Source organism: Niveibacterium sp. 24ML, assembly GCF_026586805.1.
In the GTDB taxonomy this organism is placed as follows: Bacteria; Pseudomonadota; Gammaproteobacteria; order Burkholderiales; family Rhodocyclaceae; genus Niveibacterium.
The window spans coordinates 33,868-47,459 of the sequence record NZ_JAPFHA010000011.1 but is presented as its reverse complement, the minus strand read 5'-3'; the positions used below and the strand labels follow the sequence as shown (position 1 = coordinate 47,459).

At 54.9% G+C, this 13,592-nt stretch carries 13 protein-coding genes; all 13 read right to left on the bottom strand.

Features of this window, described 5'->3' with window-relative positions:
* Nucleotides 1-12 precede the first annotated feature (12 nt).
* Nucleotides 13-1,461: a hypothetical protein gene (locus OPU71_RS11085; RefSeq protein ID WP_267728036.1), complete on the bottom strand. Its 1,449-nt coding sequence runs from the start codon at nucleotides 1,459-1,461 to the stop codon at nucleotides 13-15.
* Nucleotides 1,461-2,441 carry a glycosyltransferase family 2 protein gene (locus OPU71_RS11080; protein ID WP_267728035.1) on the bottom strand — a complete coding sequence of 327 codons (981 nt, stop codon included), beginning with the start codon at nucleotides 2,439-2,441 and terminating at the stop codon, nucleotides 1,461-1,463. Before OPU71_RS11080 ends, OPU71_RS11085 begins: the two co-directional genes overlap by 1 nt.
* On the bottom strand, nucleotides 2,431-3,519 hold the full coding sequence (locus OPU71_RS11075; protein WP_267728034.1) for a glycosyltransferase family 4 protein: 1,089 nt from the start codon (nucleotides 3,517-3,519) through the stop codon (nucleotides 2,431-2,433). Before OPU71_RS11075 ends, OPU71_RS11080 begins: the two co-directional genes overlap by 11 nt.
* 223 nt (nucleotides 3,520-3,742) lie before the next feature.
* A complete protein-coding gene (locus tag OPU71_RS21360) occupies nucleotides 3,743-4,030 on the bottom strand; it encodes an acyltransferase family protein (RefSeq protein ID WP_420712373.1) in 288 nt (95 codons plus the stop codon).
* A gap of 6 nt (nucleotides 4,031-4,036) precedes the next feature.
* Nucleotides 4,037-5,368 (bottom strand): UDP-glucose dehydrogenase family protein, encoded by a 1,332-nt coding sequence (locus OPU71_RS11070; RefSeq protein WP_267728033.1) that lies wholly within the window; start codon nucleotides 5,366-5,368, stop codon nucleotides 4,037-4,039.
* Nucleotides 5,365-6,597, bottom strand: coding sequence for a lipopolysaccharide biosynthesis protein (locus OPU71_RS11065; protein WP_267728032.1), 1,233 nt, complete (start codon nucleotides 6,595-6,597; stop codon nucleotides 5,365-5,367). Before OPU71_RS11065 ends, OPU71_RS11070 begins: the two co-directional genes overlap by 4 nt.
* A 1-nt stretch (nucleotide 6,598) precedes the next feature.
* Nucleotides 6,599-7,318 carry an exosortase-associated protein EpsI, B-type gene (epsI, locus tag OPU71_RS11060; protein ID WP_267728031.1) on the bottom strand — a complete coding sequence of 240 codons (720 nt, stop codon included), beginning with the start codon at nucleotides 7,316-7,318 and terminating at the stop codon, nucleotides 6,599-6,601.
* 3 nt (nucleotides 7,319-7,321) lie between these two features.
* Nucleotides 7,322-8,233, bottom strand: coding sequence for an exosortase B (xrtB, locus tag OPU71_RS11055; RefSeq protein WP_267728030.1), 912 nt, complete (start codon nucleotides 8,231-8,233; stop codon nucleotides 7,322-7,324).
* 8 nt (nucleotides 8,234-8,241) lie between these two features.
* The gene (gene epsG / locus OPU71_RS11050; protein WP_267728029.1) at nucleotides 8,242-9,138 is read right to left on the bottom strand and encodes a chain length determinant protein tyrosine kinase EpsG; all 897 of its coding nucleotides are present in this window, start codon (nucleotides 9,136-9,138) and stop codon (nucleotides 8,242-8,244) included.
* Nucleotides 9,139-9,312: 174 nt separating this feature from the next.
* Nucleotides 9,313-10,704 carry a chain length determinant protein EpsF gene (epsF, locus tag OPU71_RS11045; RefSeq protein WP_267728028.1) on the bottom strand — a complete coding sequence of 464 codons (1,392 nt, stop codon included), beginning with the start codon at nucleotides 10,702-10,704 and terminating at the stop codon, nucleotides 9,313-9,315.
* A gap of 13 nt (nucleotides 10,705-10,717) precedes the next feature.
* Nucleotides 10,718-11,560, bottom strand: coding sequence for a polysaccharide export protein EpsE (epsE, locus tag OPU71_RS11040; protein WP_420712372.1), 843 nt, complete (start codon nucleotides 11,558-11,560; stop codon nucleotides 10,718-10,720).
* A gap of 42 nt (nucleotides 11,561-11,602) precedes the next feature.
* On the bottom strand, nucleotides 11,603-12,535 hold the full coding sequence (locus tag OPU71_RS11035) for an EpsD family peptidyl-prolyl cis-trans isomerase (RefSeq protein WP_267728026.1): 933 nt from the start codon (nucleotides 12,533-12,535) through the stop codon (nucleotides 11,603-11,605).
* A gap of 136 nt (nucleotides 12,536-12,671) precedes the next feature.
* A complete protein-coding gene (locus tag OPU71_RS11030) occupies nucleotides 12,672-13,355 on the bottom strand; it encodes a PEPxxWA-CTERM sorting domain-containing protein (RefSeq protein WP_267728025.1) in 684 nt (227 codons plus the stop codon).
* Nucleotides 13,356-13,592: the final 237 nt, after the last annotated feature.

Sequence of the window (13,592 nt, the reverse complement as noted above, 5' to 3'; positions counted from 1 at the left end):
AGAATTCGAGCCTCAATTGACGTCGACGTAGCGAAACTCCAAACCACCAGGGGCGCGCCCTTGCGACTCTCGTTCCACTTTGATAGATGGCGAAGCTGGTTTTAGTCTCCCGGATATCCCGACATCGAATTTGCTAGACGTATCGATTGCAATTCGACCCGTAACGACAGTGTTAGCAGGAACAGTAATTACCGATGATCCCACCGTTAAGCTAGTAGCTACTGGGCTAATTGCCCAATAGTAGACGCCTCCTTGGAATGCACGCACGCCAGCCTTTGCAATATCCCAAGACGGAAACCCGCTTTCAACAACAGCTGGCAGGCGCAACGGGTAGGCGAAAACTGCGCGCGCCTGGGTCGGTACTGGCAATTTCCCAGTTTTGAACCACTGATTGTAGAAAGCGAAGACACCCAATAACGCTCGCCCCTTATTTTCCGATGGAACTATGTCCGTATCTTCACCCAAGTCATTCCAGGAAACTACGTTCATTATCTTCACTCCAGCCGACATCGCCAATTTATACGTTCTGTGAATGCGATCAAAGTCTGGAGGAATAAATGTCCTTCGCCCTTGCATGTAATAGCCGGGACTAACACTCCAAATGAAGTTTGCATCTCGAGCGGCGGCAATCGACTGCAAACTATTCCAAACGTCCGTGGGAGCGCCAGGCGCAAACATGTAGCTACCACCTTTGGCAGACTTCAGCCCCTCCAATGGAAATCCATTTCGAACATCCGCGTAGAACGAAAAAGCTCCTGACTGACTTCGAACCTTAGCCAGTACCGATAGCCATCCACCGTCCCCGTCATTGGCTAACGGGTCCGGCTGAAAGCCGTAACTTGGATCCGTTCCAAAATGCAAAACGGCCGGCAATCCGCTCGGCCGCCAAAGCGCAGGATGGTCCTTAGTGCGATCCAACAATCCTGAGAGTACAGAAACCCACTCCTCACTGCTCAGACGCCGTCCATTCGGAAACTCAGCGGACTGATTCTGCACATCCGCAAGTGGAGCGACTTTCAAGCTCGCTGCTGATGCAACTTCCAACCACTCCCGAAACAAAGGAAATAGACAGAACGGCTCTTCAGTTCCAAGTACTCCAAAATTTGGATTAGGGAGCATATCGAAGGCAATGACATCAAAGCCGGATGCGCGAATTAGCGCAGCTTCTTCGACGATGGCACGGCGGTAGCTAGAAAGGAACTTTCCATCAATCGGAGTTGCTCCCACGCTCGGTCCAAACCCCGCGGGGACAATAGGTGAATTTCGCACGGTACCAAGAGACTTAGAAGCTGCGTATCCGGCACCTCCGGAACCCCAACTCTTACAACCATTTAACGGGCCAATTGGAGTATGCCAACTGATCATTGTCAATAGAGTGGTCGCGCCAAAAGTCGGCAGAGATATCACCGAGAGCAATACCACTAGCGTTGCTGCAAGCCCACGCTGCTGTGAATATCTCATTAGAGCCTCCGTGTTGGTCTCAACATCAACCCTAGGATCATCTTCGCTCTATCCGGCTGACTGCGCTGGAAACGCCGTATCACAGCCACCAGTAGTGCGAGATACAGCGTGGGCAAAAAGAGCGGGTAGAATCTGCTCGTAAAGAGTATTCGGCTACGAACGCCGTAGAATTCCGAGACCACACTTCTCGCTTTAGGCGTTCTCGCATTGGTTCCGATCGTAGCCCCCTCTTTATGATATACGACGCTACTATCAGCATATCCGAGTTGAAACCCCTTCTTCCGCGCCCTTTCCGCCCAGTCAAGCTCCTCGAAATATAGGAAATATCGCTCTTCCATAAGACCAACATCTTCGACCAATCGCCTAGAGACGAGCATTGAAGCCCCGGAAACGTAGTCGAGTTCTGGGCCACGACCCGACATATCCGACGAAACGATATCCTTTGCTCCAGGCTTCAGTTCTCGAGTTGTGCAGAAGACTCGGTTGTGAATTCCTCCTCCTAAAGCCTGCACCTCACTGCGTCCGTGCCAGTACACAAGCTTTGAACCGCAAATCCCAACGCCCGGCATGCGTCGAAATTCGTCCAATAGCTCACGAAGAGCCAACGGATCTACTTCGGTATCATTATTAAGGACCCAATAGAAATCGGGATCCCAAGCCTGCATCGCATATCGCATTCCCACGTTGTTGCCGCCAGCAAACCCAAGATTGCTCCGGTTATCGATTAGGGTAATCAGCCTCTCTTGAAATGGAGAGGAAACGGGATTCATTGCCGGGTCTTTTAGAATAACCAAGTTGAGATGATCAGCTGAAAATGCGTTTAGCAACTCATCCAACGATCCGTCGGTTGACCCGTTATCACATACGACAACATTAAACCGTTCATACTTGAGGTTGAATAGTGACCTGACGCATGCAGCTGTATCCTGCCATCCATTCCAGTTCAATACAACGATCGTTACCGATGGATCACTTTTCATGCGCAACCTCTGCAACGCCCGCCAACCAACGATTTGCGATGCTGCTAAGCTCGTAATCTCTCGCTGTTGCAACAGCCAATCGCCGCTGATGTTCAAGGACATCTCGATTGCCAGCGAGGATATTGATGAATGCGCTAGCCTGCTCTAGGAAATCGCCCTCGGAACACACGAGCCCTACGCCTGTTCCAGAGAGAATCTCAGTTGGCCCCCGATGATCAGTAGTTACTGGCACAACACCACATGCCATCGCCTCGATTATCGCCATGCCGAATAGCTCCTCCCATCCTGGAATTCGAATCGATGGAAGCAATAGCACATCACTGTTTCGCAACAAGTCCCCAAGATCCCGTCGATTGCCAACCTGACCGCACACCGAAATGTTGCCATATCGCTGCTCAGCCTTTTTTAGCTCTGGCAAAAGAGGACCATCGCCTATTACTGCGAAAGAGCATTCTGGAAATCGCTCAGCGAGGGCCAGCACGTGAAATAGTCCTTTTGATTTTTCCAACCGGCCAACAAAGACGAATCTAAGTCTCTGGGATTCACGTCGCGGATCACAATAAAATGCCACCTGATCATAGGCATGAGCGACTACCGATGTAGATGGGCCCGCAAACGAGGATTCATTAAAGTTTCGCTCGGCAAATCGGGTGACAAAGAAGACATGTTTAACGCGTTTCTTGCAGAAACTCTCCCACGACCGTAAAACAAAACGAAATCGCCACGGATGAGGTTGAAAGGACAAGTCCCAATAAGGCCAAGATGAGTGCATTAGAACGGTTGCGTTCCTGCAGATAATCCGAATCCAGATCACTCGTGGATTAAAAGGAGCCATTCCAATAACAATATTTTCGCCAGCTCCACCACTAATCAACAGGCGCGCCAGCGCAGCCGCATTTTTGCCAGCCCGTACTACCGCAGAATAGTTTCTAGACACTAATCCTTTCGCGAATTGGCGGAGTATGTGGAATTCCAAAAACGAAACCCCGGAAGAATGCGCCCCAGCGTTCAGTGCAACCTCAAGCCCACGATAGTGGGAAGGCGCTCCGCTCTCATGCAACACCGTCCAACGCTTCATTCCTACCTCCTTAACCATGCCAACATTACCGCGCCTGTGACCCAGCAGCGCACCCAGCCTGGCTGCAAAATACTGATGCAGGCGGTTGTCCACGAACGAATAGGAGAGACCTCCCAAAACTACGGTTGCCAACAATCCAACCGTGGGGTGTAAATGGTGCTTAGCAAAGTACGGCAATTAGCGGAGCAAGTTTCCGGCGCCGATCACAGAAAGGGCGTAGGGTTCAATCGACTCGGGGTACTTCACCACTAGAATTGGGGCTACGATCAACAAATACATCCAAGTAGAGGGAAATATTCGAGAAAACCGGCAACGACTGGTTGTCGCGAAACAGAATCCCCCCAATAAGATACCCCGACAAGGCGAAGAACAACTCAACTCCGACGCGACCAGCATTAACACCGTAAACTAGCGCATCGATCCCCAAACCGGGGACAAAGTGGCCAAGCAAAACCATCGCAATTGCAAGGCCACGCCAAGAATCAAGAAGCCCAACCCGAACCCGAGGCACCACTATTTATTCCGACTTTCTACCGATGCCGCGATAATCAAAACCCAGCGCAGAAATAACTACCGGATCGAAGATATTTCTACCGTCGATGATCAGCCTTCCCTTCATTCGATCTCGCAATTGCGATATATCCAAACTGCGGAACTCTTTCCATTCAGTGACCACAATGAGAGCGTCGGCGTCGTTCGCCGCCGAGTATGGATCAGCTGCAAATGTCAGGGCAGATGTTTCAGGAAGTACCCTCTGAGCTTCATGCACTGCGACGGGATCATAGGCAGTGATTTTCGCTCCGCGAGCCAGAAGCGCATTAATGATTACGCGACTTGGCGCCTCTCGCATATCGTCCGTATCGGGCTTGAATGCCAATCCCCATATTGCGACCCGCCGTTCACTCAAGTCCTCGCCAACCTCCTTTGTCAGTTTGTCGACGAGTAGCATTTTCTGTTCTTCGTTGACATCCTCAACCGCACTAAGTATGCGCATCCTAGTTCCAAGCGCCTTCTCAGCGGTGCTAATCAAAGCCTTTACATCTTTCGGAAAACAAGACCCACCGTAACCGCAACCGGCGTATAGAAAGCCAAACCCTATACGAGGATCTGAGCCGATACCCTTACGCACCAACTCGATATCTGCGTTCAACGCTTCGGCCAGACGAGAGAGCTCATTCATGAATGATATTCGGGTGGCCAGCATCGCATTGGCGGCATACTTTGTTAGCTCGGCACTGCGGATATCCATGACAACGAGCTTGTCATGATTTCTTTGAAACGGTTCATATATTGCACGCATGATCGCGAGAGCACGATCGCTCTCGACGCCGAGAACGATACGATCTGGCCTCGTGAAGTCCTCTATTGCGGCCCCTTCCTTTAGAAATTCCGGATTTGAGACCACGGCATAATCGATTGTGGCGCCTCTCTTGGCGAGCACTTCTGCAATTGCCCCGTTGACCTTGTCGGCCGTCCCCACGGGAACTGTCGACTTGTCGACGACGACTTTGTATCCATTCATATGCGTAGCAATTGTTCTCGCCGCCGCGAGGACATACTGCAGGTCCGCTGAGCCGTCCTCATCTGGCGGCGTACCGACGGCAATAAACTGCACATCACCATGTTCCGTGGCATATTTCGCGTCAGTGGTATACGAGATACGGCCCGCCGACTTATTGCGATGGAGAATTTTGTCGAGACCAGGCTCAAATATCGGAACATCGCCCGACTCAAGCCTTGCAATTTTGGCGGCATCTACGTCGAGACACACGACATTATTGCCGACGTCGGCGAGGCACGCCGCTGTAACCAGACCAACATAACCAGAACCGATTACGGTAATTCTCATTCTGATCTCCCAATAGAGGTTTGTGATTTAAGCTTCTTTAGACTATGTGCGCATACTGCGAGCATTACGGATGTCGAAAGCAGATGAGCAACGACCATACCGGCAACGCCATATACATGCATTCCGAGTAACGCCGCGGGGATCAGCACCACAGCTCCAGCTGCAATAGCGATCACACGGGAACGTTGAGCTCCTATTGCAAGTAGTTGCGCCCCTACATACGCATACAGATATCGAACAATGCAGAGCGCACCAAACAATGCAAAGATCGACTCGATCCCGACAAATGATTCATGTCGCAACCAAAGCGGCGCATAGACTCCAGCTCCGAGCAAGCCAACACCGCAGCCACATCCGAACACAAGATACGTTACCCTCATTGAGCTAGACGGCGGACTCAGATCAACATGAGCACGCGCCAGCTTGGGAACGAACACAGAATTCAGCACTGGCACAAACTGCATTGCACCCTGAAACAGACGAAATCCAATTTGAAAAACACCAACTGCATGTAGGCCGAGAAAGCTTCGTATCAAAATCAGGTCGACGTTTGTATAGGCGGTCCAAAGCCCACTTTCCAGTGCGTAGTTACCGTTAGCTCGGATTGTAGTTCTCATCGCAGAGACCCCTCCGAACGCGAGTCTTGGACGACCGAGTTTGTCGGAAAGTATTGCCATACTCAATAACATACCGATTAACCGCGCAACACAAAATGCTAGTGCCACATGTATTGGGCGACCATATCCGAAATGAACGCCTAACATCACGGCGAAGAACAGCGAAAGATTGACGGTACTGCTTATCACTGCGTCCAAAGCAAAGCTATCGATCGACCGCAATACTGCCGTATAGAAGTCCGAAAACCCCAATGCAACCGCTGCCACCGAGAGCGCGATCGCGATCTGAATCGCACCATCACCAAACCAACCCGTCAATGCAATGGCAGTGTTTCCAAGTACTACGACGAGCCCCAACGACAACTTGACACTGACTATTTCATCAACCAGAAAACGTGCTTCGTTCGTTGCAACTCTAGAGAATCGTTGCAACGCATGAGTGGAGAACCCGAATTCACTTAATAGACTGGACATCGTCGCGACACCAAATACGAACGCGAACTGCCCAAATCCTGTTGCTCCCCATTCCCGAGCGAGTACCGCAAACACGATTATGCTGCTTAGCGCGCGGGCAATGAGCGCCGTTAAACTAAGTGCAAGATTCGATTTCATTTCAATTTGACCCAACGCTTAGAGAGTCGGGCTTTCCAACAATAAGGTTTCGGAATTTTGAATCCACGTTTGAAACGAACTCACTTACGAACTGGTCTTGTAAGCGATAGGAAGAGTCTGAGTCGGTGGATATTTCTGATATACGAATCAGCAGACCATCCGGCACGACACCTTTCATTCCAAACTTGAGGCGTGCGGCGTTCTGTTCAAGTGAGCCCCGCACAATAGAATCACCGACACGAATCCAGTAAGTCACGGGCTCAACTCGCGCCCCCAAACGCGTCAACAGACGCATTGATGGAATGGATCCGTAGGGAGTCTTGATCTCCACCTTCTTTTGACCGAGCAATTCAAAACCTTGGGCTGGGTAGCAAACCTCGGGCTTGTGGACTTGGGTATCTCGCGACTGGTCTCCGCCATATGCGAGCGACAACATGATCCGCCGCCCCTCTTTATTGACGTAGACGCGACTGACCAATTGCGAGTAAAGGGTGTCGAGTAATGCTTTTTGCTGCGGGTTGACGACCGAGGTTGCAACCGCCGAATCCTCACGCCACTCACCAAATTGGGTAGGGATCAGCCTTGCATACTCAACCGCTGCGTTTTCTTGTGCCATGTAGCGGCTTGGCTTCATGGCAACGGCCAACCCGGCGCTGCCTGACAGCAAAACCGCGACCAGGGCTGCACGCAGAAGGTTTGTTCTTGCGTTGAGTGATGACATTGATTAGCTCTGAAGCGATGCGTTGGTGCCGAACTTGCGATTCCAGAGCGCTGCTGTCATTCGTGAAAGACCATCAACACCCATAATGAGCAATAGCGCTGCCACAAAGAGCACCATACCGGCGAAACCATGAACGAAACCTTGGCCGGCTTCGTCCCCAAAGTGGTAGGTGACCAATGTCAGCACGATGACGCGGATGACGTTGGCGGCAAAACTGATGGGGATGATCAATACAGCAAGCACCACATTCCGGAATAGCGAGGCATGCTTTACGACGTTCAGGTAGAGCAAGCCAAGGGCTTCAAGCGTGAAAAGGGTATGCAGCCCTGCACAGGCATCGGCGACTAGCAATTGATAAGGCCCGATTTGCAGGATTACGCCTGTACGGGCTATGGGGTAGCCCACCGCAAACAGAATGTGCTCGGCAACGTAGGACACAGCCATCTTCATGGGATGCGTTACGGCGTCGACGAATGTTCCGGGTAGCGGCACCATGAAGAGCATGAAGAACAGCGCGAAATAGATCGTTTTGAGTTGCTGCGGACCGCGTAGCAACAGCACGATGGCCACCACATTAACGATCAGTGAGCCAACTTCCAGCAGCAGCAGGCCTTGCGAACGGCCAACGGCGTAGAGCAAACAACCAAATACCAGGAGCGCCCAACCGATTACCGGGCGGGGGGCTGCGTTGCTGGAACCAAAGAGCTCAGATCTGCTCCGGTAGATAAGCCACGCCGATACGCCCATGACGATTGGGCCGTGGGCCTGTTCGTCGGTACTCCAAATGCCACGGAAGAGATCGTAGAAGCTTGGGCCATACATCGCTGCCAGCCCAAACAGGACTAGAAGCCAAGGGGCAAGATCAACGGAATCCTTGTGCAGGATAGGGGTGGGTTGCTCTAGCACGGCGGGCATCGAAGGCTTCAGAACGAGTTGAGAACCGAGCCCACGACGAGCGCGTTCGCACCGCTGAGGTCTTTGGTGAGAGCATGGATCTTTGGCGCCGGCGTGTGGTCGCGGCGCGCAACAACCAGGCTTGCGCCGGCGCGCGCAGCGACAACGTTGGCGTCGGCCGCGATGTCTGCCGCGGGGGTATCGATGATGACGACATCGAACGACTTGCTGACCTGCTCAATGAGCCGGACAAACTGTGGGCGTGCGAGCAGCTCTTGCGGATTCGGCGGCACAGCGCCGGCCGGAAGGACAGAGAGGCCGACCAACGAGGGGATGCGAATCAGCGCTTCGCCGTTTGCTCGCCCGGATAGCACCGACGAGAGCCCAGGCGTACGAGGATCGAGTTTGAAGTTCTTGTGCTGGCGTGGGTTACGCAAGTCTGCGTCGATCAAAAGCGTCCGCTCACCCAACTGGGAAAAGACTACAGCCAGATTGGCTGCGACAAAACTGCGGCCCTCGCCGCGCTCGGCGCTCACAACAGCCAAGGCTCTTCGTGTGGTGTCGTCGCTGAACCAGCGCACCATCAGCTGACTGCGCAAGGCTCGAAGTTGTTCAACCATTGGGCTTGCAGGCTTGTAGGCGGCAACCAGCGTGCTGCTCAGGGCGCCGTCGCCCGCGCTCAGGTAGGGGTAATCGAACTGGCGGGCGAGCGCGAAGTCGATGTCATCTTGTTTGAGCAGACCCAATCCGATAGCAGCGTCACCAAAGCGCAGGCCCTTGGCCTTTTGCTCGCGAATGATCTTTTCGGCGGCTTCAACCGAGAGTCGGCCTGCGTCGATCAGAATCGCGCCGATCGAGCGCTCACGTCCGGCATTGGCACTTGATCGGACGGCGGCTTCAATACTGGAGGGCTGGTTCATGTCCATGGTCCGGTTCTCTTTGCTTCGCTGACTTGCATTGGCACTTGCTCTTGACTGCACTGCTCACGGGAAAGGCGTGCGCGCTATGGGCAAGGCTTTAACGGCGTGTTCAAGCTTCGATCGGCCTTGGCGCTGCGGTGGCGTTGAAGGCCACCACAACGAAAAGGTGTGATCGCAAACCTAGGCTGGCTTTAGCGTCTTGCGGCCAAAGGGCATGCGGCGCCCTGGCGTCTCGGTCTCAAGCACGGCAAACACTGGAACACCAAGCGCTTCAACCAGGTCTTCAGCCGAGCGGATACGCCGATTACTCAGTTCGAGCAGCAGCGCTACGCCTACCCCAAGCAAGCCACCAAGAAAACATGCAAGCACTGTGTTCAGAACAATCTTCGGGCCCGAATGCTTGATCGGCGGTTCTGCCGGCGTCAGTACGACCAGGTTGGTCTGTTGCGCCTGACTTTCGAGGTTGGTTTGCGAGAGTCGCTGCCCCACCAGATCGTAGGCGCGCTGGGCGTTCTCAACATCCTTGAGCAGCACGGCTGCCTCATCCCGCAATGCGCGCAACTCCAGCACCTTGAGCTTCTGCGCTTCAAGCGCTGCGCGAAGCGCGGCCTCGCGCTGCTGGTTCACCGTGTTGGAAGTGCCGACCGACGATGCCACTTGCCGCATTTCGGAATCGAGCTTGGTCTTCAGCGCTTCGAGTTCCGCTTGGGTGCGCTGGTATTGCGGGTGGTTCTTGCCGAGCTGGCCTGCCATTTCCTGGAGCTTGGCTTCCTGGCGAGCAACGTCTGCGCGCAGGGATTGAATAACCGGGCTGTTGATGACGTCCGGCGAGGTGGACATCTGTCCGCTTGCCTGGCGTTGGCGCGAAGCAGAATCGGCGCGCTGAGCCTGGACATTGGTCAGTTGCGACGACAATTCGGCATAGCGGGCGTTCTCTACATCGAGCCGATCATCGGTGGCGACAATGCCTTTTTCGCGCTGAAAAGCGGAGAGGCGGGCTTGGGCGGCTTCAAGGTTGTCGCGCAATTGCTTGGAACGCTCGCCGAACCAGGCAGCGAACTCCTTCGCGGGCTCGACTTTGAGTTCGAGATTGGTATCGATGTACGCCCGCGCATAGGCATTGGCCACCGCCGCAGCAAACTTCGGATCGGTGCCGCTGAAACCGATGCTGATGACGCTCGATTCACGCGAGGGTTTGACATCAAGCTTCTTCTGCAGGGCTTCGGCAAAGAAACTGACCACGTTGCCCTTGCCTTGCCCCTCGTCCTGCCATTGCGCGATGGCCTCTGGGCTCTTGTCAAAGCCCAGCATCTTTACGACGCGCTGCGAGACACGATCACTGGTGATGATGTCGACCTGCGTTGCCATGTAGCCCGGCAGCATCTGAGCCTGCATCAGTCCGCCGTAGATCGGGTCGCTCGACTTGACGTCGACCAGCACCGAGGTTGCCGCCGAGTACTGCTTGGGCAGAACCAGACTGATCCCCACCGCCGTACCAACCACCACCGAGAAGATCAGAAGGATGATCTTCCAGCGCGCTTTGAGAATCAGGATGAACTGTTGAAAAGTCATGACGTCGCGGCTCTCAGAAGATGCTTTCTTTGACGTAGACAACGTCGTTTGCACGGATCAGCTCATCGAGGCCCGGCTCGAGAATCTGGGTTTTGCCATCGGCGCTGCGGCGATGGACGCGCAGCCCACGCTGGGTGCCCTTCTGGGTGAGACCGCCGCCACTGGCAAGCGCTTGCATGACGGTCATCTCGCGCTCAAGGCGGAACACGCCGGGGCGCTGGACTTCACCGTAGATGTAGAACACCGGCGCGCGATGCACGTAGAGGATGTCGCCCCCTTTGAGCGGAAGATCGTCCGCCGCATCGCCCTTCAGGAACATCTCAGTCACGTCGATTTCGCGACGGACCAGCTTGCCGTCACGCACGCCGGAGAAGATCACCAGGTCTGATCCGCTTGCGGCAATGCCGCCCGCTTGCGAGAGCAGATCGGTGAGCCGGGTGTTCGCGGTTTCAAGCGGGTAGCGGCCGGGGCGGTTGACCTGGCCCAGCACCGCCACCTGATTGCCGCGGATCTGGATGAGCAGAACAGAGACTTGCGGCTGAACGACGAAGCCGCCGTCTTTGAGCAGTTTTGCGATCTTGGCTTCAGCGGCAGAGAGCGACTGCCCGCCGACCGGAACGTTTCCGATCAGCGGGTAGGTGATGCTGCCATTCTCGGACACTCGGGTTTCAAGCGTGAGATCGGGGCTCTGGAAGACGCTGACCCGAATTACGTCGCCGGGGCCGAGCAGATATTCGGCGGACTTCTCGTTGGCGGCGGATGCGCTGCCAACGAAAACGAGCGTGCCTGCGAGTGCAATCAGCGCGGTGCGAAGCGCACCTTTAATCTTGCCCATTAGTTCAGTCGCCACGTTCATGCCAATCCAGTCTGTTCGAGTATCGATTGATTATGCGAAGCGTTACTTCAGGCCCTTGATGCCCTGCTCCATGCCTTCGACCGCGCCCGATTGCGTGGTTGCCGGGGCCTGCGCTTCAGGCGCCTTCGGTGCGGGTGCGTCTTTGGCAAAGTCGCCCATGTAGCTGATCTTGCCGGCCTCACGCAGGCGCTTGACTTCGGCCGCAACAGCTTCGGACTTGGCTTTGTTGGTCAGAAACTGTTCGATCGCGCCTTTGGCTTTGTCGAGACTCACTGGCTCGGTCTTCGATGCGGCGATCTGCAGGACGACAAGGCCTTCCTTGCGACGCATGATCGAGACTTGGCCATCTTTCAAGCCTTGCAGCTTGCGGGCTGCGTCGAGCGGGAGCTGCTCGGCGGGCTTGACGAAGGAATTCGCTGCAATGCGTGCATTCTCGGCACGCAATGAGGCAACGAGGTCTTCCATCGAACCGCCCTTTTCGAAGTGGGCTTGCACTGCTGCCTCGCGATCACCTCCATCAAGAATTGCGAGTTCGCGGAAGCTGTAGATGCGGCGCTCTGAGAAGAGCTCGGGGTGGTGATCGTAGTACTCGCGGATTGCGGCGTCGGCCGGCTTGGCTTGCGCACTGGCAATCTGTTCGAGATAGGCGCGGGCGATGACTTCACGCCGCGCGGCTTCGATTGCCTGAACCACGCGCGGGTCGCGATCGAGCTTGCGTTCTTTGGCTGCTTGAACCAGCAGCGATTCTTCCACCAGGCGGTCGAGCGCCTGTTTGCGGGTTGCTTCAACATCGCCGCCGGCCGGAATGTTGGCCTTCGAGAGCAACCCGTTGAGTTGATGAACGGTCACCTCTTCTTCGTTGACCTTTGCGGCAACCTGCGTCGCGCCCTGCTCTTTGGATTTGGAGCCACAGGCTGTAAGGGTGCAGACGACCAACAGGGCAAGCGCAGCTTGGCGAACGGAGACGAATTGCATCAGAACCTCGGTGATTTGGACCCGGCGCACGGGCGGATTGATCGGCAAAAAGGCCGAAGTTTCGCACGCTTACGGTTAAAACAAACGCGGCAGGCGACGCCCCTTGGGCCCTCACCTGCCGCGCTCTATTGCCAGCTTAGGCGCGGCGCGAACGGCGGCGTGCGATTGCACCCACCATACCGATACCGGCCAGCATCAGCGCCCACTGCTCAGGCTCGGGCACCGGCGCCGTCATGACGCTCAGCGAATAGGAATTGGCGTAGATCGATGCCGCGTGGTCATAGGCTGCTTCGGCGTAAAGACCGGACAATGTCATGAATTCGAACGACTGCGCGGTGGCGAATGCGGTGCCCTTGAAGTCGTATGTATTCTTCAGGCCGTACTTGTTGCCACCGATTTTGACTCCGGTCATTTCGAACACGTCGGCGTTCGCCTCGGTTGCGTTCGGATTGCCATCAATCCACACAGACGAGATCAGCGCGGCGCCGACTTCGCTACTCGTCTTCATCAGCGAGTACACGCCCGACTGCTTAAGTTCAAGCCCGGAAAAGGTGTAGCCCGCATCCCGCGTGATCGTCAATTGGGCAACGAACGATGCGATGTTTGCCTCATCCGACTTGAAAGCCACGGAAAATGCATCGGTGTCAAAGACAACCGCGGTGCGATCCGCAGAAAGGCTAATCAGTGAAGGAGAGAAGATGTCGGCGTCGAAGCTCAGGTCAAAGCCCTTGCCATCCAGCGTGGTGATGGCGGCTGACGCAGAAACCGATGCAATGGCCGCAATCGCCGCAACGATTGTTTTGATACCAATGGTGCTCATTCATGGACCTCTGTGTTGGGGGGGGGTGGTCACGCGTTTTCACATGCAATCGACGTGCCAGATTCCAAGCGAAGAAACGTGATCTCGCACCAGTCTGTGTGAAAAGTCCGCAAATCGAGGCTCAACACACATCCGGGTCAAATGCGAGCGCGGAGTCTAGCGAGCGAAGATTTGCACCGCAACATGACACTGGCGTTTCGCGAGACATATTTCCGCCTAAGCAGTGACCCTGGCTTA

Excerpts from the sequence above, each read along its gene's own strand:
- epsF (WP_267728028.1), bottom strand. The coding sequence starts at position 10,704 with ATGACTTTTCAACAGTTCATCCTGATTCTCAAAGCGCGCTGGAAGATC.
- OPU71_RS11065 (WP_267728032.1), bottom strand. The coding sequence starts at position 6,597 with ATGAAATCGAATCTTGCACTTAGTTTAACGGCGCTCATTGCCCGCGCG.
- xrtB (WP_267728030.1), bottom strand. The coding sequence starts at position 8,233 with ATGCCCGCCGTGCTAGAGCAACCCACCCCTATCCTGCACAAGGATTCC.
- epsG (WP_267728029.1), bottom strand. The coding sequence starts at position 9,138 with ATGGACATGAACCAGCCCTCCAGTATTGAAGCCGCCGTCCGATCAAGT.
- OPU71_RS11085 (WP_267728036.1), bottom strand. The coding sequence starts at position 1,461 with ATGAGATATTCACAGCAGCGTGGGCTTGCAGCAACGCTAGTGGTATTG.
- epsE (WP_420712372.1), bottom strand. The coding sequence starts at position 11,560 with ATGAACGTGGCGACTGAACTAATGGGCAAGATTAAAGGTGCGCTTCGC.
- OPU71_RS11080 (WP_267728035.1), bottom strand. The coding sequence starts at position 2,441 with ATGAAAAGTGATCCATCGGTAACGATCGTTGTATTGAACTGGAATGGA.
- OPU71_RS11070 (WP_267728033.1), bottom strand. The coding sequence starts at position 5,368 with ATGAGAATTACCGTAATCGGTTCTGGTTATGTTGGTCTGGTTACAGCG.
- epsI (WP_267728031.1), bottom strand. The coding sequence starts at position 7,318 with ATGTCATCACTCAACGCAAGAACAAACCTTCTGCGTGCAGCCCTGGTC.
- OPU71_RS11075 (WP_267728034.1), bottom strand. The coding sequence starts at position 3,519 with ATGAAGCGTTGGACGGTGTTGCATGAGAGCGGAGCGCCTTCCCACTAT.
- OPU71_RS11035 (WP_267728026.1), bottom strand. The coding sequence starts at position 12,535 with ATGCAATTCGTCTCCGTTCGCCAAGCTGCGCTTGCCCTGTTGGTCGTC.
- OPU71_RS11030 (WP_267728025.1), bottom strand. The coding sequence starts at position 13,355 with ATGAGCACCATTGGTATCAAAACAATCGTTGCGGCGATTGCGGCCATT.